General features: G+C 40.0%; 22 protein-coding genes and 1 riboswitch. Of the genes, 9 read left to right on the top strand and 13 right to left on the bottom strand.

The features are described from left to right. The first annotated feature begins 6 nt into the window (after positions 1 to 6). Entirely contained in the window at positions 7 to 456 is a 450-nt protein-coding gene (locus tag ABXG98_RS16160; protein ID WP_353539735.1) for a MarR family winged helix-turn-helix transcriptional regulator, read from the top strand. A 2-nt stretch (positions 457 to 458) separates the two neighbouring features. Here the strand turns inward: ABXG98_RS16160 and lysC are convergent, their stop codons facing one another. Continuing rightward, positions 459 to 1,856, bottom strand: a complete 1,398-nt coding sequence (gene lysC / locus ABXG98_RS16155; protein WP_353539734.1) for a lysine-sensitive aspartokinase 3 — start codon at positions 1,854 to 1,856, stop codon at positions 459 to 461. A 124-nt stretch (positions 1,857 to 1,980) separates the two neighbouring features. Beyond that, positions 1,981 to 2,184: riboswitch (Lysine riboswitch) on the bottom strand. Between the two features lie 223 nt (positions 2,185 to 2,407). Between lysC and ABXG98_RS16150 the strand changes: the two genes are divergently transcribed. Then, a complete protein-coding gene (locus tag ABXG98_RS16150; RefSeq protein WP_353539733.1) occupies positions 2,408 to 3,127 on the top strand; it encodes an ElyC/SanA/YdcF family protein in 720 nt (239 codons plus the stop codon). 105 nt (positions 3,128 to 3,232) lie between these two features. On the opposite strand, the gene icd is transcribed toward ABXG98_RS16150, so the two are convergent. The 7 genes from icd to ABXG98_RS16115 form a co-directional block, all read right to left on the bottom strand. Continuing rightward, a complete protein-coding gene (gene icd, locus ABXG98_RS16145; protein WP_353539732.1) occupies positions 3,233 to 4,483 on the bottom strand; it encodes an NADP-dependent isocitrate dehydrogenase in 1,251 nt (416 codons plus the stop codon). A 283-nt stretch (positions 4,484 to 4,766) separates the two neighbouring features. Then, complete coding sequence (gene pntB, locus ABXG98_RS16140; protein ID WP_353539731.1) at positions 4,767 to 6,176, bottom strand: Re/Si-specific NAD(P)(+) transhydrogenase subunit beta; 1,410 nt, start codon at positions 6,174 to 6,176, stop codon at positions 4,767 to 4,769. Positions 6,177 to 6,185: 9 nt separating this feature from the next. Beyond that, positions 6,186 to 7,724: a Re/Si-specific NAD(P)(+) transhydrogenase subunit alpha gene (locus tag ABXG98_RS16135; protein ID WP_353539730.1), complete on the bottom strand. Its 1,539-nt coding sequence runs from the start codon at positions 7,722 to 7,724 to the stop codon at positions 6,186 to 6,188. Positions 7,725 to 7,898: 174 nt separating this feature from the next. Next, on the bottom strand, positions 7,899 to 8,771 hold the full coding sequence (locus tag ABXG98_RS16130; protein WP_353539729.1) for a DMT family transporter: 873 nt from the start codon (positions 8,769 to 8,771) through the stop codon (positions 7,899 to 7,901). Between the two features lie 65 nt (positions 8,772 to 8,836). After that, positions 8,837 to 9,355 carry a YcgN family cysteine cluster protein gene (locus ABXG98_RS16125; RefSeq protein ID WP_353539728.1) on the bottom strand — a complete coding sequence of 173 codons (519 nt, stop codon included), beginning with the start codon at positions 9,353 to 9,355 and terminating at the stop codon, positions 8,837 to 8,839. A gap of 13 nt (positions 9,356 to 9,368) precedes the next feature. Continuing rightward, the gene (locus ABXG98_RS16120) at positions 9,369 to 10,394 is read right to left on the bottom strand and encodes a lytic murein transglycosylase (protein ID WP_502901567.1); all 1,026 of its coding nucleotides are present in this window, start codon (positions 10,392 to 10,394) and stop codon (positions 9,369 to 9,371) included. A gap of 18 nt (positions 10,395 to 10,412) precedes the next feature. Next, positions 10,413 to 10,709 (bottom strand): YcgL domain-containing protein, encoded by a 297-nt coding sequence (locus tag ABXG98_RS16115; RefSeq protein WP_353539726.1) that lies wholly within the window; start codon positions 10,707 to 10,709, stop codon positions 10,413 to 10,415. Between the two features lie 140 nt (positions 10,710 to 10,849). Between ABXG98_RS16115 and ABXG98_RS16110 the strand changes: the two genes are divergently transcribed. Beyond that, a complete protein-coding gene (locus tag ABXG98_RS16110) occupies positions 10,850 to 11,260 on the top strand; it encodes a hypothetical protein (protein ID WP_353539725.1) in 411 nt (136 codons plus the stop codon). Here the strand turns inward: ABXG98_RS16110 and rnd are convergent. The 4 genes from rnd to rnm form a co-directional block, all read right to left on the bottom strand. Further along, positions 11,250 to 12,404: a ribonuclease D gene (rnd, locus tag ABXG98_RS16105; protein WP_353539724.1), complete on the bottom strand. Its 1,155-nt coding sequence runs from the start codon at positions 12,402 to 12,404 to the stop codon at positions 11,250 to 11,252. The genes ABXG98_RS16110 and rnd overlap by 11 nt on opposite strands. Positions 12,405 to 12,473: 69 nt before the next feature. After that, entirely contained in the window at positions 12,474 to 13,532 is a 1,059-nt protein-coding gene (rluB, locus tag ABXG98_RS16100; protein WP_353539722.1) for a 23S rRNA pseudouridine(2605) synthase RluB, read from the bottom strand. An 86-nt stretch (positions 13,533 to 13,618) separates the two neighbouring features. Continuing rightward, positions 13,619 to 14,239 (bottom strand): L-threonylcarbamoyladenylate synthase, encoded by a 621-nt coding sequence (locus ABXG98_RS16095; RefSeq protein ID WP_353539720.1) that lies wholly within the window; start codon positions 14,237 to 14,239, stop codon positions 13,619 to 13,621. Between the two features lie 50 nt (positions 14,240 to 14,289). Beyond that, positions 14,290 to 15,195, bottom strand: a complete 906-nt coding sequence (gene rnm, locus ABXG98_RS16090; protein ID WP_353539719.1) for an RNase RNM — start codon at positions 15,193 to 15,195, stop codon at positions 14,290 to 14,292. A gap of 405 nt (positions 15,196 to 15,600) precedes the next feature. Between rnm and ABXG98_RS16085 the strand changes: the two genes are divergently transcribed. The 6 genes from ABXG98_RS16085 to trpA are packed head-to-tail and all read left to right on the top strand — an operon-like array spanning position 15,601 to position 22,512. Beyond that, positions 15,601 to 17,277, top strand: a complete 1,677-nt coding sequence (locus ABXG98_RS16085; protein WP_353539718.1) for an anthranilate synthase component 1 — start codon at positions 15,601 to 15,603, stop codon at positions 17,275 to 17,277. Continuing rightward, entirely contained in the window at positions 17,277 to 17,939 is a 663-nt protein-coding gene (locus ABXG98_RS16080; RefSeq protein ID WP_353539717.1) for an aminodeoxychorismate/anthranilate synthase component II, read from the top strand. The genes ABXG98_RS16085 and ABXG98_RS16080 overlap by 1 nt, the downstream gene beginning before the upstream one ends. Next, positions 17,932 to 18,978 (top strand): anthranilate phosphoribosyltransferase, encoded by a 1,047-nt coding sequence (gene trpD / locus ABXG98_RS16075; protein ID WP_353539716.1) that lies wholly within the window; start codon positions 17,932 to 17,934, stop codon positions 18,976 to 18,978. The genes ABXG98_RS16080 and trpD overlap by 8 nt, the downstream gene beginning before the upstream one ends. 2 nt (positions 18,979 to 18,980) lie before the next feature. After that, positions 18,981 to 20,411: a bifunctional indole-3-glycerol-phosphate synthase TrpC/phosphoribosylanthranilate isomerase TrpF gene (trpCF, locus tag ABXG98_RS16070; protein ID WP_353539715.1), complete on the top strand. Its 1,431-nt coding sequence runs from the start codon at positions 18,981 to 18,983 to the stop codon at positions 20,409 to 20,411. A gap of 2 nt (positions 20,412 to 20,413) precedes the next feature. Next, the gene (gene trpB / locus ABXG98_RS16065; RefSeq protein ID WP_353539714.1) at positions 20,414 to 21,664 is read left to right on the top strand and encodes a tryptophan synthase subunit beta; all 1,251 of its coding nucleotides are present in this window, start codon (positions 20,414 to 20,416) and stop codon (positions 21,662 to 21,664) included. Further along, the gene (trpA, locus tag ABXG98_RS16060) at positions 21,664 to 22,512 is read left to right on the top strand and encodes a tryptophan synthase subunit alpha (RefSeq protein WP_353539713.1); all 849 of its coding nucleotides are present in this window, start codon (positions 21,664 to 21,666) and stop codon (positions 22,510 to 22,512) included. Before trpB ends, trpA begins: the two co-directional genes overlap by 1 nt. Positions 22,513 to 22,625: 113 nt before the next feature. Here trpA and ABXG98_RS16055 read toward each other — a convergent pair whose 3' ends face one another. Next, positions 22,626 to 23,813 carry a hypothetical protein gene (locus ABXG98_RS16055; RefSeq protein WP_353539712.1) on the bottom strand — a complete coding sequence of 396 codons (1,188 nt, stop codon included), beginning with the start codon at positions 23,811 to 23,813 and terminating at the stop codon, positions 22,626 to 22,628. Positions 23,814 to 23,943: the final 130 nt, after the last annotated feature.

Genomic DNA, 23,943 nt, shown 5'->3' with positions numbered 1-23,943 from the left:
TAATTTATGCCTAATAATGATAATTTGAAATTAGAAAACCAATTGTGCTTTAGGCTTTATAGCCTGACAAAATTGATGAATCGTCATTATAGCCCGGTATTAAAACAACTGGGCTTGACCTATTCACAATATTTGGTGATGTTGGTGTTATGGGAACATAATAACACTCGCTCGGTTGTTTCAGTTAAACACCTTGGTGACAAACTTGATCTCGACTCTGGCACCTTATCACCGTTATTGAAACGATTAGAAAAACAAGATTTGCTAAGTCGGGTGCGTAATAGTAACGACGAACGTAGTGTTGAAATAAAACTAACTCAAGCGGGCTGCCAGTTAAAAGCACAAGCAATTAACATTCCTGCACAGATGTTTTCTGTTACAGGAATGTCGATTGATGATTTGCAAGGTTTAACGACTCAGTTAGACACCTTGTTAACAACAATGAAAACCCGTTAATGCTATACAAATAATGCACTATGCAGCTTTTCAACAACATGGTTGGCATCTTGCTCGTCAACTAAAAAGCATAAGTTATTGGCACTTGCTCCATGACATATTAAACGAATGTTGGTGTCATTAATTGTTTGAAAAATACTTTGCCCTATGCCTTTTGCAGAGTCTAAACCATTACCAATCACCGCAACCAATGACAATCCGTGCTCTACTGACACTTCACATAGTTGCTCCAACTCTTGCACCACAGTTGAGGTTAACAACGACTGAGTTGAGTCACTCGGGTTATCAAAGGTCAGTGCAACACTGATTTCGCTGGTGGTGATCAAATCAACACTCAGCTCATGCTTAGCTAAAATGCCAAAAACTTGGGCCAAAAATCCACTGGCATGTAGCATGGCTGGGCTTTTAACGGTAACTAAGGTTTGCTCTCGTCTTAACGCAATTGAGCGATAGGTAGGGTTTGAGGCTACTTTTTGTTTAATTTGGGTGCCACCTTTTTCTGGCTCTTTACTTGAGCCGACAAACACCGGAATATTGCGTCGCATTGCCGGTATTAATGTGGCTGGGTGCAATATTTTAGCGCCGAAAGTCGCCATTTCCGCGGCTTCACCAAAGCTGATTTCTTTAATGGCACGTGCTTGCTCAGTAATGCGAGGATCTGTGGTAAAAATACCAACTACATCGGTCCAAATGGCTAGGTTTTGTGCATTAAGTGCTTCAGCAAGCAAAGCCGCGCTATAGTCTGAGCCTCCTCGGCCTAAAGTGGTGGTTTCGCCTAAACCATCTTCACCAATAAAACCTTGGGTGACCAGTACTTGTTGGCTCAATTTAGGCACTAACAATTGATTACACGCCAAGGCCAACTGTTCAACATCAACCACGGCTTTGCCATACAAGCTATTGGTTTTCATCACTTGTTGCACATTAAAATAAGCGCCATTAACATCAATAGACTGTAATACTTGGGCAAATATTCTTGAGCTAAGTTGCTCGCCAAACGCAAGAATAGCATCACTTTGTTTAACGCTGTGTTGCTGCGACTGGTTTAATGCCAAAGTTGCTAGCTGATCAAGTAAGTTATCAATTTCGGTGTTTAAAGCCTGTTCAACTGAAGATGTTAAATGCTGGGTAATGTTGAGTTGAATTACTCGAATAGCTGCAATAATTTGGTTTTGCTCTTCAAGTGAAATATTTGCTTGGCTTAAACGAACTAGATGGTTGGTTACACCGGCACTCGCTGACACAACCACTAAGCGATTACGGGTATCGTTTTTAATAATATGAGCACAGCGCAACATTGCTGGAAAGTCAGCAACACTAGTGCCGCCAAATTTGGCCACACTCATAGCTAAATTTTGATTAGGTTGTTCAGAGGATTGAGATTGTGCTTGTTGAAACATGGTTATTCTTCCTAAGTGCTATGATTTAATAAGTATCATTGGCGAATTAATACAGGAAGAGCATGACTGAGCAGTTTGGCAGGCTAACGTATTTTAATACATTTATACGCGCAATATAACTTTTTCAGCCAGAAGCTCTCCACCTTTACCTTTTCAGGTATAAAATACGGTGACAGCCCTAAGGATTCAGCCTTAGTGACCGAGTATTAACAGCCACATTGCTAATACTCTCGGCGATAAACTCCCTCAATAACGCTTATCGGAATGTGGTTCCTAATACCCTTGGGTATCACGTTATTTACCTAGTTATCGCTCCTCTTCTGGTGTTACTTAATAGAGTGTTCAAACACATAATTGAGTAACTGCTCTATTAAACCTTAAATGAACAAAAATTGCAATAGACTTTTAGACGGCTAATATGCTTTATTTGAATATCCTGATTTCATTACATAAATTGTTATAAACTTTGATATAGTATTGATACTATCCCACTATAATTATTCAATGTAATGGATTTATTTTTACTTAAAAAAATCATTTCAGTGTTTGTTATGCCAATTAATATTGTGCTGATTTTATTACTTTTGTCGGTGCTTTTTTTTCGAAAACGCCCTCATATCAGTTTTAAGTGCTTACTTTCTGCGCTAGTGTTATTGGTTGCTTCATCAATACCGGCATTGTCTGATCGTGTTATGGTTAGTATTGAAGATAATTACCCTGCTTACTCCCCTACTAACAAACGTGTCGATTATATTGTAGCGTTAGGTGGTTGGCATCAAGGTAACGAAGCATTGCCGGTAACAAGTCAATTAAATTCAGACTCATTGCAGCGCTTGGTTGAGGTATTGAGAATTCATAAGCTTCACCCTAACGCTAAAATAATCACTTCCGGCCATCACAATACTGATCCTACTTCTCACGCGCAAAAAATGAAACAAGCGTTAGTATTATTAGGTATTCCTAAACAAAAAATAATTACTGAAAACTTCCCTAAAGACACAGAAGAAGAAGCACAATTAATTGCCCCTAGAGTTTTTGGCACCAACATTGTGTTAGTGACTAATGCCAATCATATGCCTAGAGCAATGCTGTACTTTCAAGACCAAGGTGTTGAGCCAGTTGCAGCGCCGGTGGGGCATTGGGTTAAAAATATTAATAGCGAGAAAAACTGGAGCTACTATGTGCCTAATAGTAACAAACTACAGCAAACAACCAATGCTTGGCATGAAAGTCTAGGCCGGCTAGTGCAGTGGCTAAAACGACTGCTCTGATAAATATTTACGCCTATGTTAACGTATTAAAAAAGCGATAAAAAAAGCCAGTGTAATTATATATTACGCTGGCTTTTTTGATGTAATTACAACAAGCAATAATGCTTACATATGGTCAATAATACAATCGCCAAACTCTGAACACGTCACTAAGGTTGCATCATCCATTAAGCGCTCAAAATCGTATGTAACGGTTTTTGCACCTATTGCTCCTGACATGCCTTTTAGTAGTAAATCTGCCGCTTCTACCCAGCCCATATGACGTAACATCATTTCTGCCGATAAAATAACAGAGCCTGGGTTCACTTTATTTTTACCTGCATACTTAGGCGCTGTACCATGAGTCGCTTCAAAAATAGCTACTTCATCGTTTAAATTAGCTCCTGGGGCAATACCAATACCACCCACTTGTGCTGCAAGCGCATCAGACAGGTAATCACCATTTAAATTAAGCGTGGCAATAACACTGTACTCAGCAGGACGAAGTAATATTTGTTGTAACATCGCATCAGCAATAACATCTTTAATAATTATTTCTTTGCCTGTTTTTGGGTGTTTAATACGACACCATGGGCCACCATCAATTAATTCGGCACCAAACTCTTCACAAGCTAGCTCATAACCCCAATCTTTAAAAGCACCTTCAGTAAACTTCATGATATTACCTTTGTGTACTAAGGTTACTGAATCTCGGTTGTTATCAATGGCATATTGAATTGCTTGGCGCACTAAGCGTTGCGTGCCTTCTTTAGAAACAGGTTTGATACCAATACCGCAATTTTCGGTAAAGCGCATCTTAGTAACGCCCATTTCTTCAGTAAGGAAAGAAATGACTTTTTTAGCGCTTTCTGAGTCTGCTTGGTACTCAATACCAGCATAAATATCTTCGGTATTTTCTCGGAAAATGACCATGTCAACTTCAGACGGTTTTTTCACTGGGCTCGGTACGCCAGTAAACCACTGCACCGGTCTTTGACAAACATATAAATCTAATATTTGGCGTAAAGCAACATTTAACGAGCGCATGCCACCACCTACAGGTGTGGTTAATGGCCCTTTTATGCCTACTTTGTATTCTTTAAACATTTCTAAAGTTTCATCAGGCAGCCAGGTTTCTGAATCGTAAACTTGGGTTGCTTTTTCACCTGCGTAAACTTCCATCCAAGCAATTTTTTTCTCTTTGCCATAAGCTTTATTAACAGCGGCATCAACAACTTTGATCATAGGAGGCGTTACGTCTACACCTATACCATCACCTTCAATAAAGGGGACAATAGGATTATTAGGTACCACTAATTTACCATTAGCTATCGTGATTTTGTCACCAGAACTGGGAATTGAGATTTTACTTGTCATAAAGCGCTCTCCTAATTGGAAGAATAGACATCGAACAATGCCTTTAAATTATATTAAAGAAACGAAATGATAAATCAATTGATATTCATAATAAATATGAATTTTATTAACCTAGCTTAATTTCTCGATGCTGTGATTTAAACGCTGATTTAAACTAAAGTAAAGTAAAAAGAGTAATTACACTAATTATTTAGCTGTAATGTTGAGTATTCTGCTAGTGAATAGTAGTTAAAAAGGTTGAGTGCCTCACCCAACCTTTTTAACTGCTCATAAACGCGTTAAGTTATAATGCTCTGAAAATCTGTTCCGTTGTTTCTTTTGCATCACCAAATAGCATTTGTGAGTTTTCTTTAAAGAATAGTGGGTTTTGCACCCCTGCATAACCTGTATTCATAGAGCGTTTAAACACAACCACCTCTTTAGCATTCCATACCTCTAACACCGGCATTCCGGCAATAGGGCTGTTTGGATCATCATTGGCAGCAGGGTTTACGGTATCATTAGCACCAATAACTAGTACCACATCAGTTTCGCTAAAGTCATCATTGATTTCTTCCATGCCCAACACAATATCATAAGGAACTTTCGCTTCGGCTAATAGCACGTTCATATGCCCAGGCAAACGCCCAGCAACAGGATGAATAGCAAAACGTACTTTAATTCCTTTATTGATTAGCTGTTGAGTGAGTTCATAAACTGGGTATTGCGCTTGTGCTACCGCCATACCATAACCTGGCGCTATAATTACTGATTTTGCGCCACGTAATAAGTCGGCAACACCTTCGGCATTAACTTCTCTGTGCTCACCATAGTCTTTGTCTTCATCAACAACTACTTCCGTACCAAAACCACCGGCAATAACACTGATAAATGACCGGTTCATCGCTTTACACATAATATAAGATAATATAGCCCCTGATGAGCCAACTAGTGCACCGGTAATAATGAGTAAATCATTACTTAACATAAAGCCTGCCGCAGCTGCAGCCCAGCCTGAATATGAGTTAAGCATTGACACTACCACTGGCATATCCGCACCACCAATAGAAGCAACTAAATGCCATCCGAATACTAATGCCACTACCGTCATAATATATAAGGCTGGACTTGCACCGCCATTATTAACAAAACCTAGCAGTAGAAAAAAGCTAAAAATACCCGCTGCAAGGTTCATTTTATGGCGATGAGGTAACATCAAAGCACTTGAATCAATCATGCCGCTTAATTTACCAAAGGCAACAATAGAGCCAGTAAATGTTACTGCGCCAATGAAAATGCCAAGGAATATTTCGGTTAAGTGGATATTCATCGCTGTTTGTTGTGTTGCGGTTAATACCAAGCTGTGATCAGCATCATAAAAGCTGTTAAAGCCAACTAATACCGCCGCTAAACCTACAAAACTATGTAAAATAGCAACCAGCTCTGGCATTTGGGTCATTTCAACTTTGTTGGCTAATTTAAGCCCAATGCCCGAACCTATCACCATAGCAATGATAATAACAAACACATTAGACACTCTCGGGTCAATGATGGTTGTTAGTAAGGCAATTGCCATACCTATCATGCCAAAGAGGTTGCCTCTTTTTGCTGTTTCTTGTTTGCTTAAACCCGCCAAACTAAAAATAAAAAATACCGCGGCTACTACGTATGCTGCGCTGATAAATCCGTTAGACGCTATCTGTGTTGATTCCATACGACTCCCCTACTTACTAAACATTTTTAACATACGACTCGTCACTTTAAAGCCGCCAACAATATTTATTGTGGCCACCAAAGTTGCTAAGGCTGCAAGCACTTGCACCAAGGTATTGTCAGAGCCTATTTGTAATAACGCGCCAACAACAATAATCCCTGAAATGGCATTTGTTACACTCATTAAAGGTGTGTGCAGCGAGTGGCTGACATTCCATACCACGTAGTAACCAATCACACAGGCTAAAACAAATACGGTAAAATGCGTAATAAAATCAGCAGGTGCAACACTGGCAACCCAGCCAAATAGTGCTAACCCTGCGGCCATAAAGGCATATTTTTTAGTGGGTGATTTAGGCTCTTCTGCCACTTTTTCAGCGGGTTTTGTCTCGGCTTTTTGTGCGGGTGCAGGCGCAGCACTGACTTGAATAGGTGGTGGCGGAAAGGTGATTTCATCGCCATTCACTACCGTCATATTGCGCACAACAACATCATCAAAATCAATATTGAGCGTGCCATCTTTGGTCTTGCAAAGTAACTTAGCTAAGTTAACAAGGTTATTAGAGTAAAGTTGCGATGCTTGATTGGGTAATCGAGAAACTAAATCGGTGTAACCAATGACTTTAACATCGTGCGCATTGTTTACTTTACCTGCAATGGTGCATTCACAGTTGCCACCACCACCAGCCGCTAAATCAACAATAACACTTCCAGGTTTCATTGATTCAACCATTTTTTCGGTAATAAGCTTAGGCGCAGGTTTTCCAGGAATCATTGCCGTGGTAATAATAATATCAACATCTTTGGCTTGCTCGGCAAATAGTGCCATTTCTGCTTCAATAAATGCTTTGCTCATTTCTTTGGCGTAACCATCACCAGAGCCGGTATCTTCAGGCTCTTGATAATCAAGCTCAAGAAACTCTGCGCCCATACTTTCAATTTGCTCTTTTACCTCTGGGCGAGTGTCAAATGCGCGAACAATAGCACCCAAACTACTGGCGGTGCCAATAGCAGCAAGGCCAGCAACCCCTGCCCCAATAATCATAATCTTAGCTGGTGGCATTTTACCAGCGGCAGTAATTTGTCCGGTAAAAAATCGGCCAAAATGATGTGATGCTTCAATTACTGCACGATAACCTGCAATGTTTGCCATTGAGCTTAGTGCGTCCATTGACTGCGAACGTGTCATCCGTGGCACCATTTCCATGGCTAAGGTGGTGATTGATTTTTGGCGTAATGCTTCAAGTAAATCTGGACTTTGTGCCGGTGCAATAAAACTAATGAGAGTTGCACCATCATTCATTAATTCAACTTCGTCTAATGTAGGTGCGTTAACTTTGAAAATAATGTCACTTTGCCAGCATTGTTTCTTAGGAACAACTTCTGCACTGCTCTGGCTGTATTCTTCGTCGGTAAAGCTTGCTTTAGTACCTGCACCTTTTTGTACTTGTACGCTAAAGCCTAGTTTTAATAATGCGCTAGTCGCGCTTGGGGAGCCTGCAACACGGTTTTCACCCTTTAGCGACTCTTTTGGAATGCCAATGATCATAAAACACCTTTAAACAGTTGATAAAAAAGACTAACTGTTTAATGTTTTACCACTTATCGTTGCAATTTTAAACATACATTTTAAAATAAACTGATCTTTACCAGCTAATCAAATAATTACTAATAACATTTACTTAAATTATCCTTTACATTCATCAATACAATGGCTGTTTTTTTACCTTCCTTTGCTCACCGACCATGTTTCAAAAAGTGCAGCGCTGATCACCAACAATCCGCCAATAACGGTCAGTATATTGACCCGTTCATTTAATAATAAAAAGGCAAGCACACCGCCATACAAGGGCTGTAAACATGAAATCAACCCAGCTGTGGTTGCAGACAAATGTCGTAACGATGAGGCAAATAGCGCATGTGGCATCGCAGTGAAAACAATGCCAACTAACAAAATCAATAGCCAATCTTGCTGTGTTACATCCATCGGGGGTACTTCAACCCATAAACCCAACATAAGAAAAGCAATGAGGGTTTGATACAACATAGTATGCGGCCCTGAGTAGTGACTAAAGTAGTTTTTGTGCAGTATATTACGCAATGAAAAGAAAAACGCCGAAAGCACACCTGTCGCTATTCCTAAAGTGGCTTGGTTACCCAAATTAATTTCAGGAATAAGTAAGAAAATACCAATTAATACAATAATGGCAACCGCGATGTCTTTGATTTTAGGTTTTCTGCTGACTTTCGCGCGATTTAATAACGGCTCAAGAAAAACAGTAATCACTGGGTAGGTAAAAAAAGCAATAATACCCACCGTTACTCCTGCCATTTGCATACCAGCAAAATAAGTGACCCAGTGAACACCTACCACCATCCCTAACAATATCGCAACACCATAATCTTTAGCACTAGCAAGCGTAATTCGTTTTTTTTGTAGCGTTAATAATGTCAATAACACCATTGCTGCAACGCCAGTGCGGTATACGGTAATATCTAGCGCGGTTAACCCTATCAGTTTTGAGAATAACGCCGTGCCGCCAAAAAGCAGTACTGATGTGTGCAAAAACAAAAGACTTTGTTGCTGTACGTTCATAGTATGATCTTATCGTGTTTATTTTTTAAGGGTAAATATCAGTAGGGATGTCAATAACCGTTGTGTTAGTCAATATCATTTAGGGGCCAGCTAACAATGTAATCTTCAAAATCTTCTAGTGCTATATCATCATCCTTAATGATTTTGCCGCGTACTGACATACCCGCCTTGTGCATGGCCGATTTTTTGCCTTTATGCAACAACGGGTGCCAAGATGGTATACCTCGCCCTTCTTGCAAACGTCGGTAAGTGCAGCTTGGCGGCATGAAGAAAACATCAGCTAAATTATCTTGAGTTAATTGTACGCAGTCAGGCACTAATGTTGTTCTTTTGTCATACTGACTGCATTGGCAGGATTTTTCGTTAAGTAAATAACAGGCGATATTGGAATACAATACTTCTTCACCCTCGTTTAGGTGATCTGTGGGTTGTAGTTCACTTTGTTCATCCGTTGCTTCATCGTCGATAAATTTATTTAGGCAACATTTAGCACAGCCATCACATAATGATTCCCATTCACTTCGCGACATTTGTGCTAACGTTTTACGTTGCCAAAAAGGCGCATCTGTTTGTTGTTCTGTCATAGTAATGCTCTTTTTAGTTAATAGGTGGAAACTTGATGCGATCAGATAAGTGACCAACTGAGCTAACAAAGTAATATGATAAATTCCAATGCATTAAACTTTTGTAATTATCATAGGCTAAATAAGCACGCCCTTTTTCACCATCAGGAAAAACCAACGCTGCTTTAATATCAACATTAGGAAGGTTAGTTCCATCGGTACGGCGAACGCCTAATGCTTGCCACTGTGCCAATGTTTTTTCTCTATTGTCCCAAGCTTTTAACCAGTTTTTTCGGCTGCCAGTATTTTTTGGAATGGCTAATGATCGATCAAATTCTGTTGGTAATCTCACCTGACGTCCCCAAGTTAAATCATCATTCCAACCTTCTTTTTGTAAGTAATTAGCCATTGAAGCAAAAATATCGACTTGGTTATGCCAAATATCCTTTTTACCATCGCCGTCGCCATCAACGGCGTAAGCTAAAAAAGAAGTAGGCATAAATTGATTTTGCCCCATTGCGCCAGCCCATGAGCCCTTCATATCATTAATGCTGATATGGCCTTGTTCTAAAATAGTTAATGCTGCCCATAATTGCTTTTTAAAAAAGCTTTCTCTGCGTCCTTCATAAGCAAGGGTTGAAAGTGCAGAAACAACGTTATAGCCGCCGGTAAATTTACCAAAATTAGTTTCTAACCCCCACAAAGCAACAATAAATCGTGGTTGTACTCCGTAGTTATCGCCTATTTCAGTTAAAATACCTTGGTGCTCCTTGTAAAGAGAACGCGCCTTTTTGACTTTCCAACTAGGTACTCGTTTAGGTAAATAGCCTTCTAAGGTTTCTACTTTCTCTGGTTGTTTTCGATCCGCTTTGACCGCACGTTTATGAAATTTCACTTTAGCAAAACTTGTTTCAATTAAATTTTGACTGAATCCTTGCGTCAATGCTTCTTTTTTCAACTCTGCAATATATTGATTAAATCCGCTTTCACTTAGCTCTTTTGCTTTTAAGCTCTTAAAAGGCAATAAGATCACACTAATAACGGCAACGCCTGCCGCAATTTGTTTAATGTTCATAAATCAAACTCCTTTTTCAGCTTGTTTTTGTTTATCTATGGCTGCTTTATGTTGTTTTAGTAAGTTTTCTGGTGGCGGTGGTAATTGTAGATAATAACCTTGTGCATCCAAGCTAGTTTTTACTTTAGCTAAATCAGCAAATGCAAGTTTGTCTTTGGTTGCAAGGTTTGTGATAGTCACTAACACGGGCGTGCCAAAGCTCAGCATGAGTTGCTCAGGAACAGCTGAAAAATCATCTCGGTTTTTTACAAACAGGTAAGTTTGGTCTTTTTTGGTACTTTTATAAATGGCACATAGCATAATGGGGACCTATGGGATTATTAGTTATTTGATGTTTACCACCAAAATAAATGAATGATTAATATATCACGCACTGTGAATGATATGCGATAATATACACTTAAATATCATAACTTTTTTAACGCATTTTAGGTAAACCAATGAAAGCTCCGTTATACAATGAAATTCTCGACATTTGCCAACAGATTGCTAATGCATCCGCTAAAGATAATGATGAGGCTAGAGCGCAGGCTTGTAAAGATTTACAAAAGCTCTGTGCTACTCATCAAGGCACTCCAAAAGATCACCCACTGCAATGGGAAGCGTTAGCAGACTTCACCGAAGATGGTGACTTAGCGATGGATATTTATGAGATAGGGCTGAGCACAGCACAGCATTTAAAACTAGAGGTGTTCACTGCATCTATTTACTTAGCAATGGCACAAAGACAGCAAGAATTTGAGCAAACAGAAAAAGCTAAGACGTATGCTCAACAAGCAGAAACTGCCAGTGAGCAAATAGACGATGATGAGTTAAAACAAGAAATTAAAGCGTTTTTAGCTACGCTGTAAAGTTGTTATTAGCAAAATGCTTTAAGCTCTGTCCAAAGAGTTCATTACGCCATCCGTGCAAAATATCAGGGTGATTGCCGGTTTCACGACTTAAATGTTTAGCGTCATTCAAATCAAAATGCCAAGTTAGAAACTGATTGATTTGTTTTTTTGAGGCTAAATTTTCAATGGCCAAGTCGTGTTTTTCTCCTATGGTTATAATCAGATCTTTCACCTTTTTAAAGATTTGTTTGTAACCAGGGTATTCATCTAATCGTTGTATCTTTTGTGGATAATCCGCCTCATTAACTTGTGAGGCTTGTTTTATGACTGCAAGCATATCTTTACCTCTGTGGCGAATATCAAGCACTTCAGCACCATCAATTTTGTTCATTGCTGATAAGCTTTGCGGATTATATTTTGCTACGGCCATCAAGGTATTTTCTTTGACAACAAAACCAAGCGGCAAGTCACGTTTTTTTGCTTGCTGATAACGCCACTTCGCTAAGTATTGCAAAGTATTTAATTGTTTAGGATTTAATCGCCAGGCCAATTTGATTTGGCGATAAAGCTGATTTTCGTCTATGGGACTAAACTTTCGTTCAATTAATACTTGTGACTCTTGCTCTGCATAGCCTAAAAAGCCAGCTTCAGTGATTTCAGCTAATAGCTTAGGGTAAATAGCAAATAAGTGTTCTACATCAGCACTTGCATAAGTCAGTTGTTTTTGCGTAAGCGGCCTTTTAGTCCAATCGGTTCGTGATTCAGACTTATCTAATGTAATACCGGTAAAATGCTCCACCATAGCGGCATACCCCATAGATAAACCATATCCTAAAAATGACATCATAATTTGGCTATCAATTAGGTTTACTGGCTTACAATTTGCGGACGTTAAAAACACTTCTAAATCTTCAGAGCAAGCATGCAGTACTTTAGTAATCGCATTATCGGTTAATAACTGCCAAAAAGGACTTAAATCTTCAATAGCAATGGGGTCAATGAGTGCTAATTGCTCACCATCAAATATTTGCAACAATCCCAATTTAGGATAAAGCGTGCGGGTACGAACAAATTCAGTATCTATGGCTAAAACCTTTGCAGTGCTGTATTGCTGGCAAAGCATTTGTAAACTGTTAAAATCTTCAATTAGTTGATACTGCATATATATTCTTTATTTCATCCCGCTAAATATTGATAAACTCTCGCTCGTTGGCATTTGTGGTATTTAGAGCTATCGTCTTCTGCGTCTAGTCGATTGCTGATGGCGTTGTTGATGTTTTTTTACTGACCGACGAATACGGCGACTTTTAGCGTTATCCATTGCTTTTTCATCAACCTTCACTTTTGATTGAGTTTCAGCATCAAGTTGAACTAATTTGCGGTAGTAGTTGACTTCTTTTAAGCCTAACTCAGTCCAGCCACCTAACGGTAATTGACGCTGCATTTGCATATCGCCGTATCGTACTCGGATTAAACGGCTCACTTGAACTTCTTGGCTTTCCCATAAACGACGCACTTCTCGGTTACGCCCTTCTGAAAGTACCACATGAAACCAATGGTTACGTCCTTCACCACCACGGTAAGTAATTTTTTGAAAACGTGCCGGACCATCTTCTAACTTAACGCCAGCTCGCAGTCTTTGCAGCATTGCTTCATCAATTTCTCCAAACACCCGTACCGCGTATTCACGCTCAACTTTTTGTGAGGGGTGCATTAAGCGATTGGCGAGTTCACCGTCGGTGGTGAACAATAACATGCCCGAGGTGTTAATATCTAAGCGCCCTACTGCAACCCAACGCCCTGATTCAAGCGGTGGCAGTCGGTCAAATACGGTAGGACGTCCTTCTGGATCTTTGCGGGTACACATTTCACCTTCAGGCTTGTTGTACATTAAAACACGGCAGATATCTTCAGCTTGAGCAGTTAATTTAACGTTATGACCATCTATGCGGATTTGTTCGCTGCCATCAATTCTGTCGCCTAAAAACGCTGTTTTACCATCAACACTGACACGGCCTTGACTGATCAGCGTTTCTATTTCACGGCGAGAGCCTTTCCCCGCTCTTGCTAGCACTTTTTGTAATTTTTCAGAGTCTTTCACTTTAGCTTTTTGAAAATCGACTTTGACTTCTGGCTCTAGCGGTTTTTTGCCTTTATTTTGGCCGGGTTTACTTTGGCCCTTTTTAACCGCAGATTTTCCCCCAGTCCCTCGGTTACCATACTTGTTACTTGCTGGTTTTACATCTTTAGCAGTATTCTTACCTTTGGGTGTTTTGTTGTCTTGTGACATAGTTTGTACTCTGTAACGTCAGTAGCAGTTCCCTAGAAACTAACTTCTGGCTCATTTTTATAATCGAAACACTGGATGACACAGTATTATTCAAACGGCGAAGGATCACCTTCACCTACACGAATGATTTCAATATCATCATTAGAAAAGTCAATCACGGTGGTAGGATGTTCTCCTAAATTGCCGCCATGAATAATTAAATCGACCTGATGCTCTAACAAATCGCGAATATGTTCTGGATCGCATTCTGTCATACTTTCACCAGGCATGATCAAACTGGTAGACATTATAGGCTCACCGAGTTCAGCCAACAAGGCTTGGCAAATATTATTATCGGGTACCCGAATACCAATGGTTTTCTTTTTTGGGTTTAATAGCCTTTTCGGCACTTCTTTAGAGCCTTTAAAAATAAAAGTATAGGCCCCGGGAGTTGTTGCTTTCAATAACCTATATGCACTGTTATCAATTCGTGTGTATTCTGACAGTTGTGATAAATCTTGGCACACTAAAGTAAAATTGTGCGCTTTGTCTATATCGCGGATCTGACAAATTCGCTCCAATGCTTTTTTATCGCCTAGATGACAACCTAAGGCGTAACCTGAATCGGTTGGGTAAACAATAACGCCGCCCTGATTGATGATAGCTACGGCTTGTTTCATCAATCGCCCTTGAGGATTGTCTGGGTGTACATAAAAGAACTGACTCATGATAATTTCCTTTTGATTGCAAGGCTAGGCCTTCGCTAAGAGCATCTCTACTAAGACCAAAGTGTCCAAATAGGTTTTGCACCATCAGGTAACGTCAAGTGACGCCCTAAATCTGACCATTTATTGGGATGATGAAAGTCAGAACCCATTGATGCATGCAAATCATATTCTAAACAGTAGTTTAGCATTGTTTGGCGTTGTTGTGGATTCATTTGCGGTAAAACTACTTCTAAACCATCTCCCTGACTTTCTTTAAAGTGAACAATTAGTCGTCTTAACCACTTCGCTGACAAATCATATCGAATGGGATGCGCCATCACGGCACTACCGCCAGCAGCCTGTATTGCTGTAACCGCTTGAGCTATCGAACACCAATTAGGCTTTACATAAGCGGCTTGGGTATTACGGCCTTTTTTTCCTAAATAATTATCGAATGCCTTTTGTAGTGTAGCAACATGGCCTTGTTGATAGAGAACTTTAGCAAAATGAGCGCGAGTAATAGAGCCTTCTCCCGCCAGTTTTTTAGCATCGTGGTAGGCATCAGCAAAGCCACACTTTGCCAATTTTTCACCTATGGTAATGGCTCTTTGCTCACGCGCTTGTTGTTGGCTAGCAATGAGTTGCACTATGGCTTCACTGTTAACATCAAAGTTTAAACCAACAATATGAATTTCAAACCCCTGCCATGCTGTAGAGATTTCAATGCCTGAAATTAATTTAATTGGAACTTTTTTTTCCAATATATAATCTTGCGCTATATCAAAACCTGCAACCGTGTCATGATCTGTAATTGACAATACGGCAATTTGGTAATTAACCGCCCTATCTATTAAGGTTTGCGGCGATAAACTGCCATCTGAGCAATGGGTATGACAGTGCAAGTCAATACGACCATGAGAAACGCCATCGCGCTTTTCAATAATAAAGGGGAAATCAGTGGTTGACAGCAACGCCATAATATTGTCTTCTATAGGGACTTTCTCGTGAGTATGCTTAGTTTTTAACAATACTCGGTGAAACATAACGACAAGTTTACTGACAAGAGCAAAACAATGATACTAGCAAAGCAATTTAATTTAACTTCTAACCAACATCGTTGGTGGTGGCATAACTCTACTTAAGTGGGTTGTGATAATTGCGTGTATCTTGCTAAAAGCTAACAATAAAGAGCTAAAGCAGATAAAAAACAAATTTCAAAAACCCGCTAACCTTAGCGGGTTTTTACGTTTTAACTGACTGATTTTGACAACAAATAATAGAGAAAATACAATGAATAAAACAAGAACATGGTTTCTTTGGTGGCTTCAGCCAATTTATGCCGGATGACAATTTTTTAATTTACCCATTTCAAGAAGAAACCCATGACACAAGATACTCAAACGACAGCAAGCGTATGCACCTTAACGGACAGTGCCAATTATCAAAGTGACCCGTTAAGTGTTTATCAATTACTTTGCCATAATAAAGAAAATAACTTACTGCTAGAATCAGCAGAAATCGATCAAAAGCACTTATTAAAGAGTTTATTACTCACTGATGCCGCGTTAAAAATAGTATGCTCTGGTAATACTGTGACCTTTAATGCGCTAACAATCAATGGTCAAGCGGCATTGCAATTTGCCGTTGCTCAGTTACAACCCCACGCGCAATTAACCCTATCTGAGAATAAACAGACCCTAACCGCGACTTTTCCCGATATTCCAACGGAGCTTGATGAAAAAGCAAGGTTAATGGCGGTTAATTCCTTTGAATGTTTGCGCTTATTTAAACGATTAAATAATAGTAATAATCATCATTTTGCTGTTTTTCTTGGTGGTGCCTTTGCATTTGATATGATCAGTCTCTGTGAAACATTACCCTCAGTACCTGAAGGCGAAAATACCTGCCCTGACTTTGTTTATTACCTCGCAGAAACCTTGGTAGTAATTGATCATGAAGCACAAAGTACTGAGGTGATTGCTAATATTTTTTCTGCTAATGACGATAGCGCTAACTCTCCTCAAGCCCAAGCAGTACAGCAACAATTAGCTGAACGTGTTACTCAAATCAAGCAGCTGTTGTTAAATGATATTACCGCATCTGAAGTCGCTTTACTTAACATAGAAAAAAAGATGAGCGCAGAACAGATCAAAGATGCTGCAACACAAACGGTGTCAGTTGATATTAGCGACCAACAATTTTGTCAAAACGTTGACCAGTTAAAAGAAAATATTCGTGCTGGCGACATATTTCAAGTTGTACCTTCGCGTACATTTTCCTTAACGTGCTTTGACAGTATTGCTGCTTATCAGGCTTTAAAAATTAGTAATCCAAGTCCTTATATGTTTTATCTTAATGACAGCGATTTTTGTATGTTTGGTGCGTCACCTGAGTCAGCAATAAAATATCAAAATAATTCATCAGAAGGAGAACGCCAAGTTGAAATTTACCCTATTGCTGGTACTCGGCCTCGCGGTCGTAATAACGACGGAAGTATCTCTTTAGATTTAGACTCACGTATTGAACTTGAATTACGTCAAGATAAGAAAGAGTCTGCAGAGCATATTATGTTGGTAGATTTAGCGCGTAATGATATCGCCCGAGTATGTAAAGCCGGCACCCGACATGTTGCCGATTTACTAAAAGTCGACCGATATTCTCATGTTATGCACTTAGTCTCTCGCGTTTGTGGCACCTTACTAGAAGAGCTAGACGCGCTTCATGCCTATCAGGCTTGCATGAATATGGGTACACTTTCTGGTGCCCCAAAAGTAAAAGCAACATCGCTTATTAGAGAGATTGAAGGTAAACGCCGGGGTAGTTATGGTGGGGCTGTAGGATATTTAACAGGTGATGGCGAAATGGATACTTGCATTGTTATTCGCTCAGCTTTTGTAAAGAATAACATTGCCCACATACAAGCGGGAGCTGGCGTTGTTTATGACTCGATTCCCCAAGCTGAAACAGATGAAACCAAACAAAAAGCTCAAGCCGTGATTAATGCTGTGCTGATTGCAAATAAACAGATCCAGCAGTTACTTAATCAAGGAGCGAGCTAATGGCTACCACCAATCATCCCATCAAACCTAAGTTGTTTATGTTAGATAATTTAGACTCTTTTACTTACAACCTAGTTGACGAATTTCAATGCTTGGGTTTTGAACCAACGATTTATCGAAATACTCTAAGTGCTGATTTCATTTTTAATAAAATGCTTGAGCACACTAACCATACTGGCGAAAAAGTCATTCTAGTGTTATCACCTGGTCCAGGTGATCCTCAGCATGCAGGTTGTTTAATGGCGTTAATCAAGTTATGCGTGGGTAAAATGCCAATACTTGGTATTTGCCTTGGCCATCAAGCGCTAATTGAGCACTATGGCGGTAGGGTTGGCCGAGCTGATGAAATTGTGCACGGTAAAGCATCACCTATAAACCACTGTGGTCGTGGCGCTTTCGAAGGTATTCAAAACCCATTACCTGTAGCCCGATATCATTCATTGGTGGGTATAACTATACCTACTGCTGTTGATGTTATTGCCAGCTATAACAGCATGCCTATGGCTATATGCCGCGAGAGTGATGCGGTTTTAGCTTACCAATTTCATCCCGAATCTATTTTAACCACTTATGGCGCAACATTATTAGCGCAAAGCTTTGATTATTTACTTACCTTAAGTAACCACTTAAAGACGAACCAACAGGGAGCTGCTCATGACTAACCCACTCACTCAGTTACTTGAGAATGAACACCTTTCTCAACAAGAAACAACAGCATTTTTCACCGAAGTTCTTAAGGGTAATGTTGAAGCTGCTTTATTAGCTAGTGTCTTGACTGCATTAAAAATTAAAGGTGAAACCCCCGAAGAAATTGCCGGCGCAGCCGTGGCTATTCGTGGCGCTGCGACCCATTTTCCAGCCAAAAACTATTCTGTTGCTGATTGTGTTGGCACAGGTGGTGATGGCGCAAATACCATTAACATTTCTACCACTGCCGCAATATTAAGTGCCGCGTGTGGTTTAAAAATGGCGAAACATGGTAACCGCAGTGTATCTAGTATGTCTGGCTCCGCTGATTTATTAGAAGCGTTAGGTGTAAACTTAACCATGACCCCGGCAACAGCTAGCCATTGCTTGGACAAAGCTAATTTGTGTTTTTTATTTGCTCCTGCTTATCACAGTGGCTTTAAACATGCAGCACCAGTTAGAAAAGCCATGGGCGTACGCACGCTTTTTAATATTTTAGGGCCACTAGTTAATCCTGCAACGCCAAAAGTAATGCTGTTAGGTGTATATACCCCAGAACTACTTCAGCCAATCGCTCAAGCTTTACAACTTACTGGTGTAACCCGCGCGTTTGTTGTACACGGCAGTGGGCTAGATGAAATAGCCTTACATGGCGACACTCAAGTGGTTGAAATTAAAGATGGAAAATTGTTAGAGCATACTATTTCGCCTGAAGACTTTGGTTTGAAAAATTATAATCTAGATGATATTAAAGGTGGCTCCCCAGAAGAAAATGCCGCTATTATCAAAGCAATTTTATCTGGCAAGGGTGAACAAGCGCATAATGCTGCGGTAATAATAAACTGTGCAGCGCTGCTTTATCTTCATGATAAAGCCAATGATTTAAAAGCTGCAGCACAACTTGCTAGTGAGGTGCTTAACAGCGGAAAAGGCCTTACAACGCTTGAGTTACTGGTGTCTTTATCTAACGAAAGTATTGCTGATGTATCAACGGCTTCACAGGAAAATACATAATCATGGCTAATATATTAGACGAAATAGTTGCCAACAGACGCATTGAAATTGACGCTCTTAAGAAGGCTAAACCACTAGCAAGCTTTATTGATGACTTAACACCAACTAAAAAAGATATGTACGCCGCATTGAAACGTACTGAAGAAAAACCTGAAGCAGGTTTTATTTTAGAGTGTAAAAAGGCCTCTCCATCAAAAGGGTTGATCCGCCCTGATTTTGACGTCAAAGGTATTTGCCAAACCTATGACAAATACGCTGCAGCTATTTCGGTGCTAACGGATAAAAAATATTTTCAAGGCGACTTTGAATATTTAAGGCTTGTCACAAATACAGTAGCATGCCCCGTGCTTAATAAAGATTTTTTCTTTGATACTTACCAAGTATATTTAGCCCGATATTATGGCGCTGATGCAATTTTATTAATGTTAAGTGTGTTATCAGACGATGAATACCTCGCACTTGCTGAGGTTGCACAGCAATACAATTTAGCAGTGCTAACTGAAATTTCTACCGATGAAGAGCGTGATCGCGCAATTAAATTAAATGCAAAAATGATCGGCATAAATAATCGTAATTTACGTGATTTAAGTACTGATATTTCGCGTACCTTTGATTTTGCCCCCACGATCCCAGATGATAGAATAATCATCTCAGAGTCGGGCATTTACAACAATGCTCAAGTTCGTGAGTTAGCACCAGCTGTCGATGGTTTTCTGGTTGGTAGTTCATTAATGGCCATGGACAACAATGTCTATCACGACATTGATTTAGCATGTCGTAAGCTTATCTTTGGCAACCACAAAGTGTGCGGTTTAACCACTCCTGAAGATGCAACTAGCGCAGCAGTCTCAGGGGCACGATTTGGTGGGCTTATTTTTGCTGAAAAATCACCTCGTTGTATTACTAAAGAACAAGCAATAAATATTATCGCTACAAAACCTTATCTAGAGTACGTGGGGGTATTTGTTAACCAAGTACTCACTAATGACCAAGGAACTGGGGTTGTTGACCTTGTCAAAAGCTTAAAGTTAACAGCTGTTCAACTTCATGGTAATGAGGATGAAGCTTATATCAGATCACTTAAAGCACAGTTAAGTGAACAAAACTGTGCCTATTGTAATATTTGGCAAGCTCAATCTGTTCTAGAGCAAGTGCCGCAGTTAAGCTCACAGGCTGCACATCATGTGCTTGATGGTAAGTCACCTGGCTCTGGCCAAACTTTCAACTGGCAAGTGTTAGCTGATAGCGAGCAAAACTTATCTAACAGCCTACTTGCAGGTGGGCTTAATAGCAACAATATCGACTTAGCCATACAACAGCTAACCCATTTAGATTTATTTGGCTTTGATCTCAACTCAGGTGTTGAGACAAGTCCAGGTAAAAAATCTAGCGAAAAGCTAAATAAAGTTTTTACGCAAATAAGGAATTACTAGAAATGAGCAATACTAAACACAATACAGCTAAAGAAACGCTACCAGCCTATTTCGGCGAATTTGGCGGTATGTTTGTCGGTGAATTACTGGTACCGGCATTAGAGCAACTTGAGCAAGCGTTCATAGAATCACAATCTGATGAGGCCTTTTTAACAGAATTTAATAACTTACTAACAAAATATGCGGGTCGCCCAACCCCACTGACATGTTGTCGTAATATTGTTAAAAACCCACTAGCAAAGATTTATTTAAAACGAGAAGACTTACTTCATGGTGGAGCGCATAAAACCAACCAAGTGCTTGGTCAAGCTTTACTCGCCAAGCGCATGGGTAAAACTGAAGTGATCGCAGAAACGGGTGCAGGTCAACATGGCGTAGCAACTGCTATAGCCTGTTCGTTGCTAGGTTTAAAATGTAGAGTTTATATGGGTGCAGTTGATTGTCAACGCCAACAACCAAATGTATTTAGAATGAAGTTGATGGGTGCAGAGGTGATACCGGTCACAGCCGGTTCAGGTACATTAAAAGATGCGGTTAATGAGGCCTTACGCGATTGGTCTGCTAATTATGAAAATGCGCATTACCTATTAGGTACAGCTGCTGGCCCTCACCCATTTCCAACAATCGTCCGAGAGTTTCAAAAAATGATAGGAGAAGAGGCTAAGGCCCAGTTTTTAGCTGAAGAAGGTCGCTTACCTGATTATGTCATTGCCGCAGTGGGCGGTGGTTCAAATGCTATTGGTATGTTTAATGATTTCATTCAACACGAAGAGGTTAACATTATTGGCGTTGAAGCGGGCGGTAAAGGAATTGATACTAGCCAACATGGCGCCACACTAGTAGCAGGTAGCAAAGGCATGTTACACGGTAATTACACTTACATAATGCAGGACAAATACGGTCAAATTGAAGAGTCATATTCAATTTCTGCAGGACTTGACTACCCTGCAGTAGGCCCTCAGCATGCTTTTTTGAAAGAAACTGGCCGAGCTCAGTATGTGCCAATTAATGATGATGAAGCGTTAGATGCTTTTCAAGCCTTAGCAAAAGAAGAAGGCATTATTCCTGCGTTAGAGTCTTCACATGCATTAGCACAAGCCCTTAAAATGGCTGAAACAGCGACCACGGAAACGATATATCTAGTTAACTTATCAGGGCGTGGCGATAAAGATCTTGCCCATGTTCACGCGGTATTACATCCCGATGAGCAAGCTCACGAACAAACCAGCGTTAAACACAGAGGGGAAGCGTAATGACTAATGCACAACAGCCAGTAGGCTTTCGTTATCAACAAACTTTTAACGACCTAGCCACTAAAAATGAAAAAGCGTTCATCCCTTTTGTTATGATTGGCGACCCGAATGCTGAGCAGTCCTTGTCCGCTATCAAAGCATTAATTGATGCAGGCGCAGATGCTCTTGAATTAGGTATCCCTTTTTCAGACCCAAGTGCTGATGGTGTCACCATACAAATGGCCGCCTTGCGTGCGATAAAAGCGGGAATCAACACAGATGTATGCATCGAAGTCCTAGCAAAAGTGCGTGAGTATGCGCCGAACATCCCAATTGGTCTACTCTTGTATGGTAATTTGGTCTTTGCCCGTGGCATTGATAATTTTTATCGTGATATGGCACAAGTCGGTGTTGACTCGGTTTTAATCGCAGATATCCCTATTCGCGAGAGCCAACCTTTTAGAGAGGCGGCATTAAAGTATAACGTTGCCCCAATTTTTATTGCCCCTCCAAATGCCAGTGATGAAACGTTGCAAGATGTTTGTGCTTACAGTCATGGTTATACTTACGTATTAAGTAGAGCAGGTGTCACCGGTGTTGATGTAGAACAGCAAACAGAGCATACAACTACAGCTTCCCCTGCACAAAGTCTAATTAGCACGTTAAATAAATACCAGGGAGCTTCTCCAGTACTAGGATTTGGTATTTCTACGCCACAACAAGTTAGAGACGCGTTATCTGCGGGCGCTAGCGGCGCAATCAGTGGCTCAGCTGTTGTAAGGATTATTGAAGACAACTTAAATGATCATGCCAGAATGATAACTGAGCTAACACAATTTATTGCTTCAATGAAGGCTGCGACTAAATAGTCTCTGACAACAAAAGCCCGATACTTTATTAAGCATCGGGCTTTTTATATAAATAATGTCAAGGTTCTCAGATACAAGAAGAGTAAATATTCACCCAATATAAAAATGTTCGCTTAACCAAAAATAGCGCGCATTAAACCAATCACATGATCAACACTTTTACCTTTTTTAACTTCTGTAATAATTGATTCTCGCTTTGCTACAATATACTCAGGCAAATCATCAGCAGATAAAGCCAGATCAACTTGTTCATCTACAGTCAATTTTGTACGTGTTTTACTTGAAGGTTTGTAAGTGCCGTCAGTAATATTTAACGCCTTCTCACGCAAACGTAAATAATTAGAGTTAAAAGCTGTATCTTGATCCGCATACAAGAATAAGTCGATAAGAATAGCGCGGGAACACCATATCTTATGTTCACTTTCATCACTTGGTTCGCTTTCATGCCACCAAGCAAAGGTGCGCAATGTACCTATCAAATATTGCCAATAACCGTCAAAATCGTAACTATTAAACTTTACAATACCAAGCCCTTGGCATAAAACATCAATTTTAGCGTTGGTTAACGCAATAAATTGATCTGGGCGCCGCATTGCTAATAAACGCGTAGCAGGAATTAAAGACGCTTTTTCTCCATTCTTTTTATCCTTGGTATATCGAGTAAATATATTTTTATAAGCATGTACAAACTGCTGGTATTGAGCAGGGGTAACATCACCTGTTAATGGAATAAAACTAAGCGCATAATCGAAATCACTTGCTTGCTCTGCTAACAAGGAATGGAAAATTTTCGCACCTTTAGTTGAAGTAAACCACTCTACATCAAAATCATATTTGGTATGTGCATGCTTACTAGTATGCTTACCTGCAAAAGCCAAGCGATCGAGTTCAGTCATCTCTTGCAATAATGCCTCCCTCTGAACACTCATATAATCAAGTAATCGAAGCCGCTCTTCAAACGCATGAACTTCGGTTTGTTGCTCAATAAAACTAACAAAAACAGGCCATGGCGCAATACGTAGCATTTTTAATTGACTAGCACTCGCCCCAAGCTCTAATACTGCCTCTAACTTTTCTAACGGTTTGAACTGATCGGCCTCTAATAAATCTCGATTAACCCCTTGCTTACATATTGAAAGCAACTCAACACACCAGCCTAGAAAGTCTGCAGGTTTATTACTGACTTTGACTGCAAGTAAATTTAAGCTGATCTTAGCTATATAGGTTAACGATTTTTGATATAGTGAATTTTCAGTATCAGATAATGCCATTTTAGCGGGGGAAGATAACAACGTTCTCATTGAAGGTAAAGACTCCAGAATTTTAATACAGGAATGTTATAAAAACAAAAAGCCCGCAACAAAGTTGCGGGCTTTTCTAGTACCTAAGTACAAATTAGACGTTTAGCAATGTCCTACTCTCACATGGGAA

This window comes from Colwellia sp. KU-HH00111 (assembly GCF_040362745.1).
GTDB lineage: Bacteria > Pseudomonadota > Gammaproteobacteria > Enterobacterales > Alteromonadaceae > Colwellia.
The sequence above is the reverse complement of the archived record's forward strand: the minus strand, read 5'-3'. Positions and strand labels throughout refer to the sequence as shown.

Excerpts from the sequence above, each read along its gene's own strand:
- ABXG98_RS16110 (WP_353539725.1), top strand. The coding sequence starts at position 10,850 with ATGAAAGCTCCGTTATACAATGAAATTCTCGACATTTGCCAACAGATT.
- ABXG98_RS16095 (WP_353539720.1), bottom strand. The coding sequence starts at position 14,239 with ATGAGTCAGTTCTTTTATGTACACCCAGACAATCCTCAAGGGCGATTG.
- ABXG98_RS16125 (WP_353539728.1), bottom strand. The coding sequence starts at position 9,355 with ATGACAGAACAACAAACAGATGCGCCTTTTTGGCAACGTAAAACGTTA.
- ABXG98_RS16115 (WP_353539726.1), bottom strand. The coding sequence starts at position 10,709 with ATGCTATGTGCCATTTATAAAAGTACCAAAAAAGACCAAACTTACCTG.
- ABXG98_RS16085 (WP_353539718.1), top strand. The coding sequence starts at position 15,601 with ATGACACAAGATACTCAAACGACAGCAAGCGTATGCACCTTAACGGAC.
- trpD (WP_353539716.1), top strand. The coding sequence starts at position 17,932 with ATGACTAACCCACTCACTCAGTTACTTGAGAATGAACACCTTTCTCAA.
- rnm (WP_353539719.1), bottom strand. The coding sequence starts at position 15,195 with ATGGCGTTGCTGTCAACCACTGATTTCCCCTTTATTATTGAAAAGCGC.
- ABXG98_RS16150 (WP_353539733.1), top strand. The coding sequence starts at position 2,408 with ATGCCAATTAATATTGTGCTGATTTTATTACTTTTGTCGGTGCTTTTT.
- ABXG98_RS16135 (WP_353539730.1), bottom strand. The coding sequence starts at position 7,724 with ATGATCATTGGCATTCCAAAAGAGTCGCTAAAGGGTGAAAACCGTGTT.
- rluB (WP_353539722.1), bottom strand. The coding sequence starts at position 13,532 with ATGTCACAAGACAACAAAACACCCAAAGGTAAGAATACTGCTAAAGAT.
- trpA (WP_353539713.1), top strand. The coding sequence starts at position 21,664 with ATGACTAATGCACAACAGCCAGTAGGCTTTCGTTATCAACAAACTTTT.
- icd (WP_353539732.1), bottom strand. The coding sequence starts at position 4,483 with ATGACAAGTAAAATCTCAATTCCCAGTTCTGGTGACAAAATCACGATA.
- lysC (WP_353539734.1), bottom strand. The coding sequence starts at position 1,856 with ATGTTTCAACAAGCACAATCTCAATCCTCTGAACAACCTAATCAAAAT.
- rnd (WP_353539724.1), bottom strand. The coding sequence starts at position 12,404 with ATGCAGTATCAACTAATTGAAGATTTTAACAGTTTACAAATGCTTTGC.
- trpCF (WP_353539715.1), top strand. The coding sequence starts at position 18,981 with ATGGCTAATATATTAGACGAAATAGTTGCCAACAGACGCATTGAAATT.
- ABXG98_RS16160 (WP_353539735.1), top strand. The coding sequence starts at position 7 with ATGCCTAATAATGATAATTTGAAATTAGAAAACCAATTGTGCTTTAGG.
- ABXG98_RS16080 (WP_353539717.1), top strand. The coding sequence starts at position 17,277 with ATGGCTACCACCAATCATCCCATCAAACCTAAGTTGTTTATGTTAGAT.
- trpB (WP_353539714.1), top strand. The coding sequence starts at position 20,414 with ATGAGCAATACTAAACACAATACAGCTAAAGAAACGCTACCAGCCTAT.
- ABXG98_RS16130 (WP_353539729.1), bottom strand. The coding sequence starts at position 8,771 with ATGAACGTACAGCAACAAAGTCTTTTGTTTTTGCACACATCAGTACTG.
- pntB (WP_353539731.1), bottom strand. The coding sequence starts at position 6,176 with ATGGAATCAACACAGATAGCGTCTAACGGATTTATCAGCGCAGCATAC.
- ABXG98_RS16055 (WP_353539712.1), bottom strand. The coding sequence starts at position 23,813 with ATGAGAACGTTGTTATCTTCCCCCGCTAAAATGGCATTATCTGATACT.